The following is an 18,630-nucleotide window of genomic DNA, read 5'->3' as shown; positions in this document are numbered from 1 at the left end:
ATATAAAAAAAGTAGACAAATGTCCACTAGGAAAAGCAGAAACATCGTGAGTTTTATACTCAATGAAAATCAAAGAGCAAACTAGGAAACTAGGCGCAGGCTGTACTTGAGTACGGCAAGGCGACGTTGACGCGGTTTGAAGAGATTTTCGAAGAGTATTAATCAAACTAAAAGGACCTAGCCCTACACAATACAGAACTAAATCCTTTGAATAAATAATTGATCTAACTTTTAGAATCCCTACAGAAATTTCAATGTTTCTCTATTTGATACCAGACATTAGTTTTTCAATACGTGGAACGTAGAAGAGTAAGATAATACTGAATACAATCGTAATTCCTCCAACAATTCCATAGTAAGCAACTTCAGTTTCGCTTGTATAAAATTTTACAATTTGAGCATTGATAGCTTGGGCAGCTGCATTACTCAAGAACCAGATAGACATCATTTGTGCTTGGAAGGATTTTGGTGCTAACTTAGTAGTGACTGATAGACCAATCGGCGAAATCAGCATTTCTCCCACAATCACAATAGCCCAACTCATAATCAACCAGAGAGGACTGACCTTAACATCTGTCCCAAAGAGCATCCCTGGTAACATCATCCACAAGAAGGATAAACCTGCCGCAAATAAACCGTAAGCAAATTTTTTAGAAGAGGATGGTTGATTTTTACCCATTTTCCCCCACAACCACGCAAAAATCGGCACATAAATCATAATGAAAAGGGGATTGATACTTTGGAAAAAGCTAGATGGAAAATGAATCTGATTCCCAAATACATTAAAGTAAAGTTGAGTTTGATCATCCGCAAATAGAGCGAGAACAACAGAACCCTGTTCCTCAATAGACCAGAAGAGCACTCCAGCGATAAATAGAGGAATGTAGGCATATACTCGGGATCTCTCAGTGGCAGTTATTTTCTGACTAGATAAAATCTTGAAGAAATAGTAGATTGGAATAATTACAGCAATCACTGTAAAGATATTAACAATCATATCCACATTAAACTGGTGAGTAAAGACTAAACCTATAACCACGAGAATAACTACGACAAGTGCAATCAGCAAACGTTTAATCAAGATCTGCTGCTCCTTCTGTGAAAGTGGATCAGTGGGGTAAAGGCTTGATTCAGGCAGGTATTTCTTCCCATCCAAAACATACTTCACCAGACCAAAGAACATCCCAATGGCAGCTAATGAGAAACCTAAATGGAAATTGACTTCCTGACCTAGATAACCCACTAGATAAGGGGCAACAAAGGCACCTAAGTTAATTCCAAAGACAAAGATACTAAAACCTGCATCTCGTCTATCATCCTCTTTCTCATAAATCCCTCCAACCATATCTGAGATATTGGGTTTTAAAAATCCAGTTCCAAAGATAATCAAGGCAATAGAAAGATAGAGAGCTACTTGTCCAAAAGGTGTTGCCAAAGCAATATGCCCTAGCATAATCAGAATCCCCCCGTAAAAGACAGTCTTACGACTTCCTAAAATACGGTCACTGACAAAACCACCGATAACCGAGGACAAAAATACCAGCGAGCCATAAATAGCCATAACCGATGCAGCTGTGGTCTTCTCCATCCCCAACCCACCATCTTGCACACTATAGTACATGTAGTAAAGTAAGATAGCTCGCATCCCATAGTAAGAAAAGCGTTCCCACATCTCTGTAAAGAAGAGGGTGGACAAGCCCATAGGATGTCCAAAAAATGTTTTCTGTTTTTCCATATATATTCTCCTTTAACGATATAATAATTCATTTTACAGAATTTTCAAACAAATGTCAAACAAATCCTGTTTGTTTTAGAAAATTTTCTGAAAAAATCACACGTCTCATACTTAATTCCACCATAAAAATCCGTTTCAGACTAACTTCCACTTCAGTCAGGCAAGTGGAAGTTACGTTGAAAAATCACCTTTAAAAATTTGCTCTTGTTTCGTTTAAAAATGTTTCAAACTTTGAAACATACTTATCCTCTACTCTTCAGTAAACAAAAACACCCCTATACCAAGCTTGTATCTACTGCAATACAAGCCAATAAGCATAGAGATGTAAAATTGTTACACATTAAAAAATAAATAATTAGTAATTAAATAATAGAAATTGTGTACGAAATTTCTCAATTAGTTTTCGCTAGTAAATATCATTTCCAACAAACGCCCTCTCAATTCCTTATCCTGATGATGCAAGATATTCATTAACTCATGAGAATTTTTGGCATTGATGAATTGATTTAACAATCTATCTTTTAATTCATATGGAAGAGAAGCTGTCTTTAGTAGTCTGAAAACTTCATCATTCAGAGATGGTATTTTATTATCTTTCAATTCAAATCTAGCTGTATCATTCTTATTTGGCAATTCAATTATAGACACATTCGTTCCTTTAAAATGAATTCTATGCCTTCTATTGCTTGGAACGATACTAGAATCTCCTTGCAATGCTAACTCTACCATTCCCTTTTCCCAATCAATCGATAATCTTGTTTTATATCTTTGACCATTTTGATCTTCAATCATTTCAAAAGAATGTTGTTTGCCTGGGAATACATACCAATCTATAACTTCAGGTAAGTCAACACCCATATCTATCTCAGAACCAATCAAGGGAATGATTGCACCACTTTTTGCGAACACAGGTATAGTCGAAATATCCCTATAAACACTTAACTTCACACCACCTGTATATTTTTTCTCTGAAAAGAAGTCATACCATTCACCTTCAGGGAACCATACATCTACTTTTGCAGATTGGAATGCCAAATCCATCTTTTCTACAATGGGAGCCACCATCAGTTCTGTTCCAAAAAAGTATTGATTTGGAACATTATAGCTCTCATCATTCTCTGGGTAGAAATAATACATTGGACTAATTAATGGGGCACCTTCTTCATGTGTCTTTACATTCATAGTGTATAGATATGGAATCATCTGATGTCTCAAACGAAGGTATTTCTTCATAATCTTAGATGTTGTTTCTGAAAAAAACCAAGGTTCTTTACTATTAAAGGGACTTCTAGAACTATGTAATCGAGTAATCGGACTAAAAACACCAAACTGTAGCCATCTAGTTTGTAACTCTTCGTCATAATCCCCCAACATGTGTCCACCGATATCATGACTCCACCAACTATAACCGATATTAGATGCTGTCGCTGTAAAATAAGGTTGAAATCTTAACGAATTCCAACTAATAATGGTGTCACCTGAAAAACCAACAGGATAGCGGTGACTTCCAGGACCTGCATACCTTGATAAAATCAAGCCACCTTCCGAATTTTTACAACTATCCTGATAGTGATAATGGTTTAAAAGCCATAGTGGATCCAACATACCTTGTGTCCCTTGTTGCCAGTCAATCCACCAAAAATCTACTCCCTGCTTTTCTAGCTCATAATGAACATCTTTAAAGTAGGCTTCCCTAAAAGAGGGATTAAAAAAATCAAAAATGGCAGGTTCTTCTAATTCTACATTTAACCCTAATCGTTTGGCGACTCGCGGATAAGCTTCTTCATAAGCGCGTATACCATCAGCAGGATGGACATTTAAGGAAAGTTTTAACTTCCTATCATGAAGTTCTTGCAATAACTGTTCTGGATTAGGTATTAAGTTTTTATTCCAGCTATATCCTGTCCAGCCACTTCCAAAACGGGCTGGAATGTCAGTTATATGCCAATCCATATCTAAAACACCGATAGATAATGGAATTTTCTCTGTTTCAAATCTGTCTATTAAATCCAAGTATTCATCCGACGTATAAGGCCAATATCTACTCCACCAATTGCCTAAAGCATATCTTGGTAACAAAGGTGTTGAACCAGTCAAATGGTAAAAGTCTCTGATTGCTCCTCTATAATCATGCCCATAGGCAAAGAAATACAGGTCAATTTGATTTTCTCTCTCAATATAACCAGACTGTTCATCCCAAATAAATCCTTGAGAATCATCCAATAAGGCAATACCACTTCGACTAATAATTCCATCTTCTAATGGGATTGCTCCATCTGCCTCATCAAGAGTCCGAGCTGTTCCTTTTAACGTTTCAATAGATTCACCAAAATACCAGCGACTACCATATACAGCAAAATTTCCTTTTAATTCTATAAATAAATTTTCGGCGTTAAATTCTCCTTTATTAAAATGCAAATGAAAATAGTTCGTCATAATATCTAGTACGTTTGATGTCTCAATAGAATCTAACGAAACTTCGCCAAAATCTCTATTATAGATAAGTTGTGTAGTTCTATCCTCAAAACTCCCAGTTTTAGAGTATTCTAACCTTACTAGCTTGTCTGTTAATACAGAAATTCGATAAAACTCTCCCTTAAAAATTTTCAATTTGTTTCCCTCCTTTTAGTAAATTGCTTTACTTTATCAAACATTTTATTCGTTATCATTACATTCATCAATCCGCAAAAAGCAAATCCCCCAAATGTAAATACGTAAATAGCTGTTAAAACCCGTTCTGGACTACTGAAACTCATATACAGTACAGAAATATTAAATAAAACCAAAATAATAGCTTGTATTGGATTTAAAATACAAATTAATACGCTATTTACAATACTATTTTTTAGATTATCTTTAAATAGACCAATATAGGGAAAAATAACACTCATCAAAAGTATTATAACAAATAAAAAGGGCAACACTAATAATAAACTATACTCTGAAAATAAATTTGAATAGCCCCAAAGACAATAGTTCACATATAAAAGTAATTCTATTAGGAGGATAAACAACCAAATAAAAGTTGATTGTTTAAAATTTCGTCTAAAGATCCGAAAATAATGATAAGTAATATCGGTATCTTTACCTTTTAAAATACGATACCACATTGTCGTAAGAGAAGTTAGTGATGCCCCAATTGTAACTATTGGAATACAACTAACAATAAATAGAGTATTTAAAATAATTAAATCTGTCAGAAAAGTTAAAATTCTAACTACTTTTCCATCTAATGAAAATAATTTTTGCATAATAGATATCTCCATAAAATCAATCGTCTTAACTCTATATTTTAGAATGTCAGTTGCACAAAAATATTACCTAAATTATTTAAAAAACATTTCCAAATTTCTTTAAAAATTAGAATAAAGGAAGCGAGATAATTTGACGTTATCAGTCTCGCTTCCTGTAATTAGCTAGTCCCTTGTTTATACAACCAAGAGTTCATATAAAGTATTACTCTTTTACTTCTTTTTGGTAACGATTATATGCTTCCTGTTGAATCTTCATAAATTCGTCCAATCCCATATTCTTAAGAGTTTCTTTGTATGAGTCCCATTCTTTTTCTATGCCACCTTCAACTACCCATTTAGATGCTTGTTGTTTGACATAGGATTCAATGCTAACATAGATTGATGATAATTTGTTAAGTTCTTCTTGTGAATAAATCACATTAGGGTAAGCTGGCAACGCAAATTGTTTCAAATCTTGGTCCATCTTCAATTTCAATCCATCACCTTGTGTTTGATCGATTTCTACGCGACTATTGATATCATCGCTTACGTATTTAGGACCAAAATCTCGAAGTGAATTAATCCATGCCCATTCATCAGCTGATTTACCATCTTTAGGAGGTAACACTTTAAACTTATCACCATTCTTTTCAGTAGCTATTCCAAATGATCCATAGAAATTCTGAATACTTGCTTCATCTGTATATAATTTATCCAACCATTTCAATAATTTAGCAGGGTTTTTGCTCTTATTTGTAATCAAAATTTCATTTCGACCATAGTTGTAATGATCTGGGTCAGAAAAGACATATTGTTTACCATCCATACCTTTTAAAGCAGGTAGAGCAATATACTCACTTGAATGTAAGCCAAACGTTGCATCTGCTGTCCAACCACTAGAAACACCTACTCTAGATACTCCCTTATCCATACGTTTTGCTACACTCATAGAGGTATCTTCTGTAAAGATTTCCGGATCAATCAAACCTTTTTTATAAGATTCGTGCATTGCTGCAATCCCTTGTTTATAACTTTCTTCTGTACGAAGGTAGACTGGTTTTCCATCTTTTACAGACATTTCATATGTATTATCTGCCCCTAAACGATTATTGAACGGAAGAATATATGAGAATGTTGGATCAAAGTTTCCTGCTCCGAATGGAATTTCATCAGAAGCGTCTCCATTTCCGTTCGCATCTTTATCCTTAAATTCTTGTAGTACTTTTACTAAATCATCATAAGTTTCTGGAACCTTTAATCCTAAATTATCCAGCCACTTTTTATTAATAAATAGCTGATTAGCTACAGTAGGACGCATCGGTAATTTTTTAGGTAGACTGTAGATATGACCATCTGGTGAAGTAATCATAGCTTTAATCTTAGGTTCTTTCTCCATAGCCTTAGTTAAATTTGGCATGTTTTCTTTGATTAAATCTTCCAATGGAATAAATAAAGATTGGTTCTGGGCAATTTCTGAATCTGTAAAAGCATTTGAACCTAAAAATGCATCTGGCAAATCTCCGCTAGCAACCAACACAGATTTCTTATCTGCCCAATCTGCCGCTACAAGTGTATCCCATTTAACATCGATACCTGCTTCTTTGGCAGAATCTGTTAGAAAACCTTTATGATAATCTTCTCCCCAGTCAGACCAACGAACAGTTGTGATTTTATAAGAATCTTCTCCAGACTTATCGTCCTTATTCGCATTATTGGAATTTGCACAGGCTGTTAAGCCAGCAAGTGTAACTGTTCCTAAGAACAAATATGTAAATGATTTATTTTTCATGTTTTTCTCCTATTCTTTCAACGCGCCAATCATTACGCCTTGATTAAAATATTTTTGAACAAAGGGATATAGCAACATTATCGGAGCGGTTGAAATAACAATTGCTGCATATTTCATCATATCGGCTTTGATACGAAGATCTGATGCAACTTCTCCTGTTGCTTGCGATTGTAACATTTGATTACTAATTAGTAAACGTCGTAAAATTAATTGCAATGGTTGTAAATTTTCATTCGTTAAATAAATTAAAGCATTAAACCACGAATTCCAAATACCAACTGCAGTCCAAAGTCCAATAACTGCTATAATAGCTTTTGATAAAGGAACGACTATCTTAATAAAATAACGAATTGTACCACATCCATCAATTTGCGCAGCCTCCCACATCCCGTCTGGAATACTATTATTAAAGAAAGTTCTAGCAACAATAATATTGTATGATGAAACCGCAAAAGGTATTACCATTACCCAAAATGTATCAATTAGGCCAACATTCTTTACTGTTAAGTAGGTAGGAATCAAGCCACCTGATACGAACATAGGGATTATGTATAGAATACTCATCCATTTTCTACCAACTAATTCTTTTCTAGATAAAGCATAACCAGCTGGAATATTGACTACTAAAGCAACTAAGGTACCAACAACAGTATATAAAATGGTATTTAGATAGCTACGTAAGAATAAAGGTTGTTGAATAAGACGTAAATATCCATCTAATTTCCATTCTCTAGGAATAAACCATACCTTTCCATTTGCAACATCTGAAGGATTACTAAAAGATGCAATCACTACAAACCATAACGGATATACAATTAACAGGATAAGGAAAATTGCCAAACCATAGGTAACTATGTCAAATAATAATTCAGAGTTTGTTTTTCTTGATTTATGAAACCATCTCACCTTAAGCACTCCTTTCTTTAAAAAAGACCCGTTCTAGTATATCGTTTTGAGAACCAGTTGACAGATAGCAAAATTATTAGATTGACTACCGTATTAAATAACCCTATAGCGGTCGAATAACTATACTGGAAGTTCACCATACCAACTTTATAAACATAGGTAGAAATTATCTCACTTCCTGCTAAATTAAGAGGATTCTGTAATAGTAATACTTTCTCAAAACCTACACTCAACAAACTACCCGCTCTTAATATTAATAGAATCATAGCGGTCGGCAAAAGTAATGGTAATTCTATATGACGAATTTTTTGTAATCTAGAGGCACCATCCATAGTTGCAGCCTCATAATATGTAGGATCAATTGCAGAAAGAGCTGCTAGATAAATAATACTATCCCAACCAATATGTTGCCATACATCACTCCAAACATAAACACCTGCAAAACTACTAGGTTTTGATAAAAAATCTGGAATAGTGATTCCAACAGACTTAAATACATTCGCTAACAAACCACTAGTAGGAGATAAAAATAAGATAATCATCCCACACATAACCATTGTAGAGATAAAATGGGGTAAGTAAGTTGTCACTTGAAATATTTTTCTAAACTTCCCAACTCTTAACTGATTACTAATTATAGCTAGTATAATAGGTAAGGGGAATCCTACTACAATACTATAAAGTGAAATTTTTAATGTATTGAACATAGTTGTCCCGAATTGGAATGATGAGAAAAATTGAGTAAAGTACTTAAATCCTACCCACTGACTAGCAAAGATACCATTGGCTGGTGAATAGTCTTTAAATGCAATAATTAGTCCCAACATGGGAATATAGGAAAATAAAATTAATAGCAATATTGAAGGAAAAAGTAATATATATAACGGAATACTATGCTTTAATTTTATTTTATGAAACTGAGATGCTACTTTCATTTTTTTCCTCCTATCTGATTTTCTACGATTATTTTACACCATATAGGATTCCTTTAATATAACTTTTTGGACTAGGTTTATCAATTTTTCAGTTTATCATTTCTGAGAACTATTACTTTTCCGACATCTTGATAAAACATATCTGTTTTGTACATGATATCGTATTTTCAAAGTGATATAATTTAAATACGAGGCTAGTATATGAAATTAAATCGCGAGTTATCAAAAAAACATTCTATTCATTTTTTCTTTAAACTCCTACTTGTGCTACTATTGATAAATATTTTAATCAATATTGCTATGAGTAACATAACCAGAAATTTTATTAAAAACCAAAATATAGTACACTTACGTAGTTCAATTGAAATTTATGCTGACTCTGTTAATGAAAAATTACATTCTGCAGAGAGGTTTATGTATTCAACAATAACACACAGTGAAGATTTGGAAAAATTAAATCATGTACAAAAATTTTTAAACTATCAAGAAAGTCTAAAAAAAGTTCAAACTAGTTTTACAGAGTTTGAATATCAAAATGAAACCCATATGACATTCTTATTGGAAACAGATGCTACTAAACATTTTATCAATGTTTCCAATCTTTATATTCCATATGAAGATTATTTACTGTTAAAAACATATCTAAAATCACTAAGTAGCGATATAAGTGACCGTAAATGGAAAAATATAACTATTAAAGATAGCGAATACTTAGTTAAATCCGTTCATTACGAAGGAAAAATCATTTATGCAGTCATATCCTCAGAAGATATCCTAAAACCTCTCAATAAACTTAATATTGGTAATAATGGTAAACTCTCCTTAAAAGAGCCTAACAATATACCGTCCGCTAATTACCTAATTCATGCCCAAAATGAAAAAACGCATTTACCTTTCGATATTTATGTTTTAGTCGATTATGCCGAAGTCTTTAGAAATATCACACTCTTAGAAGTATTTTTATCAGCTGTTCCTATCATTATCACAATTTTATCAATCATCATTATCCTGTATATTCGTCAGTGGATGATTAAACCTATAACAAGACTCACTGAACGACTCTCTCAACTTGGAGATCCCATCCTCCCTTCTGAATTTTTTATATCTGAAGGTATACTAGAAATTGATAAGGCAAATGATAAACTTAATAAAGTAATATTTGACATGCAAGAATTAAAAATCCGGGAATACCATTCACAACTAGAACTTAAAAAGATTGAACTTAATTATCTAAAGAACCAAATCCGTCCGCATTTCTACCTAAATATGTTATCGATGATTCATAGTATGCTTCAAACCAAAAACTACAAGGAAATTGAAGATTTAACTATCCTAACTTCAAATTATCTCCGTCATTTATTTATGGCTAATCAAGATTTTTCAGAACTTAAAGATGAAGTTCAGCATATTAAAGATTATTTAGAAATACAACGAATTCGGTATGGAAATAGTATCAACTTTTCACTAGACTATAATTCTAATCTACAAAATACCCTTGTTCCATCGTTACTTTTACAAACATTTATTGAAAACACAATAAAACATGGTTTTTCATTTCAGGATTTATTTACAATTTTGCTATCAATAAAAAAAGTAAAAACTGAGAACTCAGATTATATTCAGATTTGTATCGAGGATAATGGTCCAGGTTTCTCTGAAGAAATTTTATCAAAACTAAATCAGAAACAGTCTCTAATAACAGAAGATGGACATCATATTGGGATCACAAACACCATCGAACGTTTAAATCTTCTCTATCCTAATGACTATAGTATTGCATTTGAAAATAATGAAGAAGGTGGGGCTAAAATTCTTTTACTTATTCCATACAAGATTATAGACGGAGGTTATAATGAACATCTTATTAGTTGATGATGATCGTTTTATCATTGAAGCTTTACGAGAGAAAATAAATTGGGCTAAACTACACATTGACACTGTTTATGTTGCCTATAGCCTCACTCAAGCTCAAAATATTATTAGAGAACATCCTATTGATCTCATGATAAGCGATATAGAAATGCCTCAAGGTAGTGGCCTCGAACTCTTATCTTGGATTAGAAATGAAAAATATGATATAAAAACAATTTTTTTAACCAATTACGCCGACTTCAACTATGCTCAAAAAGCAATTGAATTGCAAAGCTTCGAATACTATCTAAAACCCATTAACTTTGAAAAATTAGAATTTATTATTCAAAAAGCCATTAGTAAAATTGAGAATCATAACTTAAACGGAAAAAATGATGCACTTTTACAAATAGAAGATAACTTCTGGTATGATTACCTTAGAAAACCTCAAATTTCTCGCATTGATGAGCTAGAAAATATAGCAAGCAAACAAGATTTTATTCTTCAAAAACACCAGTATTTTTTTCTTGCAGTTTTAACAATCAATCTTAATGAAGAAGATTATTCTGCAGAAACTCCATCATGGACTTCTCAACTAAAAAGAGAACTTCAAAGAATTTCACAACCTTCTTATAAGCTGATAAGTCTATTCAAAATGGAAAGCCAGGTTGATCAATATGTTTGTCTCTTTAGAGTAGACTCATCCAAACGTAGTGACAAATTGGCATATGAGATTCATTCTCAAATTTCTAATAACTTTAGTAAATACTCCAACATTATATATAAGAGTTGCCATAAAATATCCGATATTTTATTTCATACCAAAGAACTCTACATTTATAATGAACAATATGTTTCTTATTGGAATACTATTACATGTGTTCCACATAGTTTTCCAACTTCCTTTAAAACAGAAACTCTTTCAATTACTTTTTTAGATAGCTTAAGTGAATACGAATTAAGAGAAAAAATTAATTCACTTGCTTATAATTCTCAAATTCCTACTTTTACACTACAACAAATTTTACTAGATTGGACTCAACAAATAGGAATATATCTAGATCAAAATGGAATTTCAGCTCATAAATTATTCCAAAACAGCACTCATGATTTCCTATTCCAACGACGCTTTCATTCAATTGAATCTTTTCAGGATTACTTTGACTATTACTGATCACATGCTAAGAAATTTGCAACAAACATTGAAAACCAAAAAAATAGTATTCAACGCATTGTCGAATACATAGATCATCACTACTATGAAGATATAAATCGTTCTATATTAGCAGATATGGTTTATCTCAGCGCAGATCATTTGGCTAGAATTTTTAAAAAAGAAACAGGAGAAACTCTTGTTAAATATATAACGGATAAGCGCATTAATGCTGCTAAATCTCTCCTATCTCAAACAAATATCTCGATATCACAAGTATCTTGTCAAGTAGGGTATGATAATTATTCTTACTTTACTAAAATTTTTAAACAAAGGACTGGACTGTCTCCTGGAGATTATCGTAAAACATATCAAAATAAAATTTGAGTAATCCAGACTACATCAATAAGTTCCAGTAACTTTATTATAGAATTAATTCAACTATTATTTCAAAAATATTGTGTAAAAGATTAAGTAAATATATATATTATTAATCAAATCATCTCCAAGTAATACCAAAATTTCCTCAACCTCTAATGACATCAACATATAAATACCTGCTGAAGTTCTAAACTCAGCAGGTATTTATATCTCTTTTTGATTTTTAATGTTTACTAGCTAATATGAATTCAGAAAATAAATCATTTTTACTTTCTTTAATTACGACATATTTTACAAAAAATTTGAGTGATTCGTTGTTAAATTTTTAGACCAAAATTTGAGTGGGGAACAAAAAATTGATTTCAAACTAGCAAAATTTGGAATTATCTAATCTGATGAACAGTATGTCTTTACTTATTTCGATATGAAGGGTAATGTTAACAGTCCACTACACTCTGACTATCTCAATAATAAAATGAAATCTGTCAAACGTCGTCATCCAGAACTTAAACATGCTACACCTCATAAATTACGACATACAGGAGCAACATTAGCAAAACAGGCTGGAACGTCTATTGAAGCTATTTCTGAAGCTCTAACCCATAGTGACACGATTACAACTAAGACTTATGTCAACACTTCAAATGTCATTCCAATGGCTGTTGGAGAGATTGCTTATCGCAGTCTTAAAAAGTAATGGTGTGAATTTGGTGTGAAAAATGGTGTGAATTTTACTAAAAATCCTCAAAAAAACACCCCATGGTGTGAACCATGAAGTGTTGTAAATGCTGTATTGTAGCTGGTTCTTAACGTTTTGAGAACTGGCTAGCTTTACGAGCTTTCTTAAGACCTGGTTTCTTACGTTCAACTTTACGTGAGTCACGTGTAAGAAGTCCTGCACGTTTCAATGAATCGCGGAAGTCTGGGTCTACTTGAAGAAGGGCACGAGCGATACCGTGACGGATAGCTCCTGATTGACCAGCGTATCCACCACCTACAACGTTAACGAAAACGTCGTATGAACCTGCAGTTGAAGTAACTGCGAATGGTTGGTTGATTACAAGACGAAGGTCAGCGTGTGGGATGTACTCTTCAACATCTTTTTTGTTAATAGTGATTTTACCAGTTCCTGGAACAAGGCGAACGCGTGCAACAGCGTTTTTACGACGTCCAGTACCTGCATATTGTGCTTGTGACATACTTTATTGTTCCTTTCCTTAGATAAGTCCTGAAATATCAAGAACTTCTGGTTGTTGTGCAGCGTGAGTGTGCTCAGCTCCAACAAATACTTTCAACTTCATACCTTGAGCGCGTCCAAGTGTATTGTGTGGAAGCATACCTTTAACTGATTTCTCGATCAAACGTACTGCATTTTTAGAACGAAGTTCACCTGCAGAGATTTGTTTCAATCCACCTGGGTGGTTTGAGTGAGTGTAGTAGATTTTATCAGTTGCTTTTTTACCAGTCAATTTAACTTTTTCAGCATTGATAACAATCACAAAGTCACCTGTATCAGTGTGTGGTGTAAATGTTGGTTTGTTTTTTCCGCGAAGTACGCTAGCAACTACTGCAGAAAGACGTCCAAGTGGTACATCAGTTGCGTCAACTACGTACCATTTACGTTCAACTTGGCCTGGTTTAGCCATAAATGTTGTTTTGTTCATGATTTCTCCTATATATAGTTCGATTTTTGTTTACGGTGATGGGTGTTCCTTCCCATCGAAAAGTATTTGGAAGGTTCCGGGGCCTTTCAAATGGGGTAAACAATACCGCCTACTATAATACCAAATTTCACCCCTAAAAGTCAATAGATATGAAAAATATTTTTCTGAATTCCACTCTTTTTGTCTCTCAAAAACCTCGCTTTCGCGAGGCTCTTCTATTTATAAGACAAGGCACGTTTAAAGGTTTTCCAAGGACCTAAATCATCTGTCTGCAGAACGAGACTAGCATACATACGCCCAATAAAGACTGTTGCAATTACTGCAAAAGCAATCGTAATAGCAAGCGAAATCCAAGCTTCTAGGCCATTTGCATAACCATTAATAGCTCTAAATGGCATGAAGAAAGTCGAAATAAAGGGAATATATGAACCAATCTTCAAGATGAGATTGTCACCAGCTGCACCTAGAGCTGTCACTCCAAAAAAACCACCTATAATCAAAATCATCAAAGGCGACAAGGCTTTTCCTGAGTCCTCAGGACGAGAAACCATAGAACCTAAGAAGGCTGCTAAAACAACGTACATAAAGAGGCTAACCAAGACAAACAATAAGGTGTTGAGCGAGAAAGCCTCTCCTATATGGTTTAGAATACCAGATTGTGCCAAGATTGGTAGGTCTTTAAAGAGAAGAATGGCAGCAAGTCCACCCACGACGTAAATGCCAATATGAGTCAAAATCACAAGAAGCAGAGCCAGCATGCGAGCGTAGAAATAATGACTAGCTCGGATACTAGAGAAGACCACCTCCATAATTTTGGTTCCTTTCTCGCTAGCCACTTCCTGAGCAGTGACACTAGCATAGGTAATCAAAATCATATAAAGGAAGAAACCAAGCCCTGCGGCCGCAAAGGTTTGAATCATTTTTTTATTTTCCTTGGATTCATCAATTTTCTCCGTAAAGTTAACTGTTTGTTCCAAGCGTTTTTCCTGTTCTTGTGACAAATTGGCTGCCGAACGATTGAGTTGGTATTGCAGTTCGTTGAGCTTATTGGTTACTGCTAACTTGATGCCTGTTTCAAGAGAAGTTTCACCATGATAGACGGCCTTGAGGACGCTGTCCTCTTGGTCAATGGTTAGGTAACCCTTGATTTTCTCATCTTTGATAGCAGCTTGGGCACTGGCTTCATCCTGATAATCAAAGTTGATACCGTTGGTATCCTTAAGCCCATCTTCCACAGATGGCACAGTTGTTACTACTGCTATCTTACTATTCTTAGCCATAGAAGACCCTTGGAGATAGCCAATTCCCCCAGATAGACCGATAAACAAGAACGGCGAAATCACCATAAAGAAGAAACTCCACGATTTGACATGTCGAAGATAGGTTTCCTTCATTACAACCCACATATTTCTCATACTTCCACCCCTGATTCTAGTTTAAAGATTTCATCGATTGTTGGCGCTTGCTGGTCAAAGGTTGCGATATATTGCCCCTGAGTCAAGATTGGGAAGAGTTCCCTTCCAGCGCTCTCATCCTCTAAGATCAATTTCCAACTGCCTTGTTTAGTCAAGCTCACCTGTTTGACATGAGGAAGGTTTTCCAATTCTTCCTTGCTTCGTTCACTTGAAACAAAGAGACGCGTTTTCCCGTATTGATTGCGGACATCCTGAACTGGCCCATGCAAGACCACACGGCCATCTCGAATCATCAAAATATCATCACAAAGTTCCTCGACATTAGTCATAACATGGTCAGAAAAGATAATGGTTGCCCCACGTTCTTTTTCTTGAAAAATGACTTGCTTGAGCAATTCTGTATTGACTGGATCCAATCCACTGAAAGGCTCATCCAAAATAATCAAGTCTGGCTCATGAATCAGAGTAATAATCAGCTGAATCTTCTGCTGATTTCCTTTTGACAGACTCTTGATTTTATCAGTCAGCTTCCCTTTCACTTCCAACCTCTTCATCCATTGAGGAAGTTTTTCCTTGATTTCCTTAGCATCCATACCTTTTAGAGTCGCCAAGTAACGAACTTGTTCAAGTACTGTCAATTTAGGCATGAGACTGCGTTCTTCAGGCAGATAGCCAATCCGAGCATAGGTCTCCTGACGAATATCCTGACCATCCAGAATAATTTCTCCTTGATATTCTAAAAACTTCAAAATACTGTGGAAAATTGTTGTCTTCCCAGCACCATTTTTTCCGACTAATCCCAAAATACGACCTGGTCGCGCTTGAAAGTCAATACCAAACAAAACTTGCTTAGGTCCAAAACTTTTCTCTAGACTTCTTACTTCTAGCATCTTTCACCTCCGAAATGTCTTGCACTTATTATACCCTTTTTTGATAGCCTTTACAATGATTTCTGTCCATTTTTATCATCCTCATTTTAGTAAAAAATCTTAGGGTACTTTGAGTTATGAGTACATTATACACTGGTAAACTCCAATTTATCTTCTCTGTTCCTCAACTGTCTATTTTTGATCCTGAATTGTTATTTGAAAAGCAAAAATCCACCCTGGAGGATGGATTGATGAGTTAACGCACTTCTGCATTGACTTTTTCTTCAAGAGACGCTTGGATTTTTTCCATGTAGCGTGCGACTTCTTCGTCCGTTAAGCTATCTTCTGGATTTTGGAAAGTCAAGCTATAAGCCATTGACTTCATACCAAGTCCCAATTTTTCACCTGAGAAAACGTCAAAAAGTTTGATATCTGTCAAACGTTTCACGCCTGCAGCTTGGATAGCGTCTACAACTTCTTGATGAGTGACTTCTGCCTTGAGGAGTAGAGCCACGTCACGGCTGACTGCTGGGAATTTGGTGATTTCCACAAATGGAGCAGCAGGTTGAAGCGCTGCTTCAATGGCTGAAAGGTTGAGCTCAGCTACATACGTTTCTGGAATATCGTAAGCCTTAGCAGTGACTGGGTGTACTTGACCAAGGAAACCAAGAACTTGGTCACCGAGTGAAATCATAGCGGTACGACCTGGGTGAAGGCTAGCGATTTCAGATGTTGCCGTATAGGTCACTTCTAGTCCCAAGCGAGTAAATAATGCTTCAAGGATTCCTTTAGCATAGAAGAAATCAACTGGAACTGCTGCTGTTTGGAAATCTTTTTCAGCAACCAAGCCTGTCAAGGCAAAGGCAAAGCTATTAATCTCATTTGGAAGTTCTTCTTTTGGATTGCCTGTTTGTTCAAAGACTTTTCCGATCTCGTAAAGTGCCAAGTTTTTGTTCTTACGAGCCACATTGTAAGCAACTGTATCAAGGATACCAGAAATCATATTTTGACGGAGGACAGAACGGTCCACTGTCATTGGCCACATAAGTTCCGTAAGGTTACTTGGTTGAGCTGTGAACTCAACTGCTTTTTCAGGAGTTGTTAGAGCGTAGGTGATGATTTCTGTCAAACCTGCCCCTTCAGCAATGGTACGAACTTGGCGGCGAAGTTTTTGTGTCGCAGTCAATTCACCTGCTGTACCATCGTCTTTTGGAAGGCTGGTTGGCAAGCGGTCATATCCATAGATACGAGCAATTTCTTCAAAGAGATCTGCCTCGATTGTGATATCCCAACGACGACGTGGGACGCTGACTGTAAAGCTGTCTGCATTTCCAGAAAGATCAAAGCCAAGACGGCGGAAGACGTCTTCTACATCCGCGTAAGAAAGTTCTGTACCAAGGACACGGTTAACATCAGCAAGAGTTGAAGAAACTTCCACATCAGAGGTATCAAGCTCACCCGCTGAAACGATGCCTTTGCGCACCGTCGCACCTGCAAGTTCTGCAATCATGCTAGCCGCCGCATCAAGAGCTTCGTTAACAGTTGCCACATTGATACCTTTTTCAAAGCGAGAAGACGATTCTGAACGAAGGTTAAGGCGACCGCTTGTCTTACGGATAGATTTGCCATTGAAAACAGCAGCTTCAAGGACAACACGACTAGACTTTTCAGAGATTTCTGTCGCTTGACCACCCATAACACCTGCAAGAGCTACTGGCTTGTCTGCGACAGTGATGACTAGGTCATTTGTTTCCAAGTCACGTTCTTCACCATCCAAGGTCACCAATTTTTCACCAGCACGCGCTTCACGCACACGGATGTCACTCCCTTCAAAGGTATCCAAGTCAAAAGCATGCATTGGTTGACCAAAGTAGAGCAGGATGTAGTTTGTCACGTCCACCACGTTGTTAATAGGACGGATACCTTCATTCATAAGAAGGTTTTGCAACCATTGTGGACTTGGTGCGATAGTAACATTGTCCAAGATACGAGCTGCATAGTAAGGCGCCTTGTCTGTCTCAATACCTACAGAAAGAGCATCTGCTGCAGCTTGGTCAGTTTCTGAAAGAGTAAATTCTTTAAAGTTGACTGCCTTATCATAGATGGCTGCCACTTCGTGAGCCACTCCACGCATAGAAAGGGCATCTGCACGGTTTGGTGTGATAGACAGTTCGATGATTTCATCATCTAAATCTAGATATGAGAATACTTCCTCACCTGGAACGGCATTTTCTGGCAAAATTTGAATGCCATCTGCGAATTCCTTAGGCACAACTGAGTCAGAAATGCCCAATTCACCAAGTGAACAGATCATCCCAAGTGACTCCAAGCCACGGATTTTCCCTTTTTTGATCTTGTAATTGTCAGCGATGCGAGCTCCTGGAAGAGCCACCATGACCTTGATACCAGCACGCACATTCGGTGCACCACAGACGATTTGACGGGCTTCTTCTTCGCCAACGTTAACCTGACAAACATGAAGGTGAGTTTCTGGCACATCTTCGCAAGACAAGACCTCACCGACGACAATTTTTGAGAGACCGGCGGCCGGAGATTCCACACCTTCTACCTCGATCCCTGTAGTTGACATTTTTTCAGCCAACTCTTGTGATGGCACATCAATGTCCACCAATTCTTTTAACCATTTATAAGATACAAGCATAATTCTGATTGTAAGATCCCACCAAGTAAGACCTTTT

At 35.7% G+C, this 18,630-nt stretch carries 15 protein-coding genes and 1 pseudogene; 5 read left to right on the top strand and 11 right to left on the bottom strand.

The window, feature by feature from the left end:
• Positions 1-262 precede the first annotated feature (262 nt).
• From ACERDH_RS08630 to ACERDH_RS08605, 6 genes are all read right to left on the bottom strand, one after another.
• Positions 263-1,735: a peptide MFS transporter gene (locus tag ACERDH_RS08630; RefSeq protein WP_386686298.1), complete on the bottom strand. Its 1,473-nt coding sequence runs from the start codon at positions 1,733-1,735 to the stop codon at positions 263-265.
• Between the two features lie 396 nt (positions 1,736-2,131).
• Positions 2,132-4,345, bottom strand: coding sequence for a glycoside hydrolase family 31 protein (locus tag ACERDH_RS08625; protein WP_386686295.1), 2,214 nt, complete (start codon positions 4,343-4,345; stop codon positions 2,132-2,134).
• Positions 4,342-4,986 carry a DUF624 domain-containing protein gene (locus tag ACERDH_RS08620; protein ID WP_261041976.1) on the bottom strand — a complete coding sequence of 215 codons (645 nt, stop codon included), beginning with the start codon at positions 4,984-4,986 and terminating at the stop codon, positions 4,342-4,344. Before ACERDH_RS08620 ends, ACERDH_RS08625 begins: the two co-directional genes overlap by 4 nt.
• Positions 4,987-5,191: 205 nt before the next feature.
• The gene (locus tag ACERDH_RS08615) at positions 5,192-6,757 is read right to left on the bottom strand and encodes a type 2 periplasmic-binding domain-containing protein (protein ID WP_000792259.1); all 1,566 of its coding nucleotides are present in this window, start codon (positions 6,755-6,757) and stop codon (positions 5,192-5,194) included.
• Positions 6,758-6,766: 9 nt separating this feature from the next.
• A complete protein-coding gene (locus tag ACERDH_RS08610; RefSeq protein ID WP_001267167.1) occupies positions 6,767-7,663 on the bottom strand; it encodes a carbohydrate ABC transporter permease in 897 nt (298 codons plus the stop codon).
• Between the two features lie 17 nt (positions 7,664-7,680).
• Positions 7,681-8,598: an ABC transporter permease gene (locus ACERDH_RS08605; RefSeq protein WP_386686289.1), complete on the bottom strand. Its 918-nt coding sequence runs from the start codon at positions 8,596-8,598 to the stop codon at positions 7,681-7,683.
• A gap of 201 nt (positions 8,599-8,799) precedes the next feature.
• Here ACERDH_RS08605 and ACERDH_RS08600 point away from each other — a divergent pair, with 201 nt between their 5' ends.
• From ACERDH_RS08600 to ACERDH_RS08585, 4 genes and pseudogenes are all read left to right on the top strand, one after another.
• Positions 8,800-10,470 (top strand): sensor histidine kinase, encoded by a 1,671-nt coding sequence (locus ACERDH_RS08600; RefSeq protein WP_386686286.1) that lies wholly within the window; start codon positions 8,800-8,802, stop codon positions 10,468-10,470.
• Positions 10,451-11,623: a response regulator gene (locus ACERDH_RS08595; RefSeq protein ID WP_386686284.1), complete on the top strand. Its 1,173-nt coding sequence runs from the start codon at positions 10,451-10,453 to the stop codon at positions 11,621-11,623. Before ACERDH_RS08600 ends, ACERDH_RS08595 begins: the two co-directional genes overlap by 20 nt.
• A gap of 117 nt (positions 11,624-11,740) precedes the next feature.
• Complete coding sequence (locus ACERDH_RS08590) at positions 11,741-11,989, top strand: helix-turn-helix domain-containing protein (RefSeq protein WP_386686281.1); 249 nt, start codon at positions 11,741-11,743, stop codon at positions 11,987-11,989.
• Between the two features lie 361 nt (positions 11,990-12,350).
• A pseudogene (locus ACERDH_RS08585) lies at positions 12,351-12,680 on the top strand (tyrosine-type recombinase/integrase); the annotation flags it as partial.
• 109 nt (positions 12,681-12,789) lie between these two features.
• On the opposite strand, the gene rpsI reads toward ACERDH_RS08585, so the two are convergent.
• The 4 genes from rpsI to ACERDH_RS08565 all read right to left on the bottom strand — a co-directional run bounded on the left by rpsI (position 12,790) and on the right by ACERDH_RS08565 (position 15,952).
• Positions 12,790-13,182 (bottom strand): 30S ribosomal protein S9, encoded by a 393-nt coding sequence (rpsI, locus tag ACERDH_RS08580; protein ID WP_386686278.1) that lies wholly within the window; start codon positions 13,180-13,182, stop codon positions 12,790-12,792.
• Positions 13,183-13,200: 18 nt separating this feature from the next.
• Entirely contained in the window at positions 13,201-13,647 is a 447-nt protein-coding gene (gene rplM / locus ACERDH_RS08575) for a 50S ribosomal protein L13 (RefSeq protein ID WP_001044624.1), read from the bottom strand.
• A 215-nt stretch (positions 13,648-13,862) separates the two neighbouring features.
• The gene (locus tag ACERDH_RS08570; protein WP_386686248.1) at positions 13,863-15,062 is read right to left on the bottom strand and encodes an ABC transporter permease; all 1,200 of its coding nucleotides are present in this window, start codon (positions 15,060-15,062) and stop codon (positions 13,863-13,865) included.
• Entirely contained in the window at positions 15,059-15,952 is an 894-nt protein-coding gene (locus ACERDH_RS08565) for an ABC transporter ATP-binding protein (protein ID WP_386686245.1), read from the bottom strand. Before ACERDH_RS08565 ends, ACERDH_RS08570 begins: the two co-directional genes overlap by 4 nt.
• A 116-nt stretch (positions 15,953-16,068) precedes the next feature.
• Here ACERDH_RS08565 and ACERDH_RS08560 point away from each other — a divergent pair, with 116 nt between their 5' ends.
• Entirely contained in the window at positions 16,069-16,191 is a 123-nt protein-coding gene (locus ACERDH_RS08560; RefSeq protein WP_004242147.1) for a hypothetical protein, read from the top strand.
• Here ACERDH_RS08560 and pheT read toward each other — a convergent pair.
• Complete coding sequence (gene pheT / locus ACERDH_RS08555) at positions 16,188-18,593, bottom strand: phenylalanine--tRNA ligase subunit beta (protein WP_386686242.1); 2,406 nt, start codon at positions 18,591-18,593, stop codon at positions 16,188-16,190. The two genes, ACERDH_RS08560 and pheT, sit on opposite strands and share 4 nt — an antisense overlap.
• Positions 18,594-18,630: the final 37 nt, after the last annotated feature.

It is taken from the genome of Streptococcus bovismuti (genome assembly GCF_042436615.2).
In the GTDB taxonomy this organism is placed as follows: Bacteria; Bacillota; Bacilli; order Lactobacillales; family Streptococcaceae; genus Streptococcus.
The sequence above is the reverse complement of the archived record's forward strand: the minus strand, read 5'-3'. Positions and strand labels throughout refer to the sequence as shown.

Bases quoted from the DNA above. Each gene is read 5' to 3' on its own strand.
- ACERDH_RS08595 (WP_386686284.1), top strand. From the start codon at position 10,451: ATGAACATCTTATTAGTTGATGATGATCGTTTTATCATTGAAGCTTTA.
- ACERDH_RS08615 (WP_000792259.1), bottom strand. From the start codon at position 6,757: ATGAAAAATAAATCATTTACATATTTGTTCTTAGGAACAGTTACACTT.
- ACERDH_RS08620 (WP_261041976.1), bottom strand. From the start codon at position 4,986: ATGCAAAAATTATTTTCATTAGATGGAAAAGTAGTTAGAATTTTAACT.
- ACERDH_RS08605 (WP_386686289.1), bottom strand. From the start codon at position 8,598: ATGAAAGTAGCATCTCAGTTTCATAAAATAAAATTAAAGCATAGTATT.
- ACERDH_RS08600 (WP_386686286.1), top strand. From the start codon at position 8,800: ATGAAATTAAATCGCGAGTTATCAAAAAAACATTCTATTCATTTTTTC.
- ACERDH_RS08560 (WP_004242147.1), top strand. From the start codon at position 16,069: ATGAGTACATTATACACTGGTAAACTCCAATTTATCTTCTCTGTTCCT.
- rpsI (WP_386686278.1), bottom strand. From the start codon at position 13,182: ATGTCACAAGCACAATATGCAGGTACTGGACGTCGTAAAAACGCTGTT.
- ACERDH_RS08565 (WP_386686245.1), bottom strand. From the start codon at position 15,952: ATGCTAGAAGTAAGAAGTCTAGAGAAAAGTTTTGGACCTAAGCAAGTT.
- ACERDH_RS08590 (WP_386686281.1), top strand. From the start codon at position 11,741: ATGGTTTATCTCAGCGCAGATCATTTGGCTAGAATTTTTAAAAAAGAA.
- ACERDH_RS08570 (WP_386686248.1), bottom strand. From the start codon at position 15,062: ATGAGAAATATGTGGGTTGTAATGAAGGAAACCTATCTTCGACATGTC.
- ACERDH_RS08630 (WP_386686298.1), bottom strand. From the start codon at position 1,735: ATGGAAAAACAGAAAACATTTTTTGGACATCCTATGGGCTTGTCCACC.
- rplM (WP_001044624.1), bottom strand. From the start codon at position 13,647: ATGAACAAAACAACATTTATGGCTAAACCAGGCCAAGTTGAACGTAAA.
- pheT (WP_386686242.1), bottom strand. From the start codon at position 18,593: ATGCTTGTATCTTATAAATGGTTAAAAGAATTGGTGGACATTGATGTG.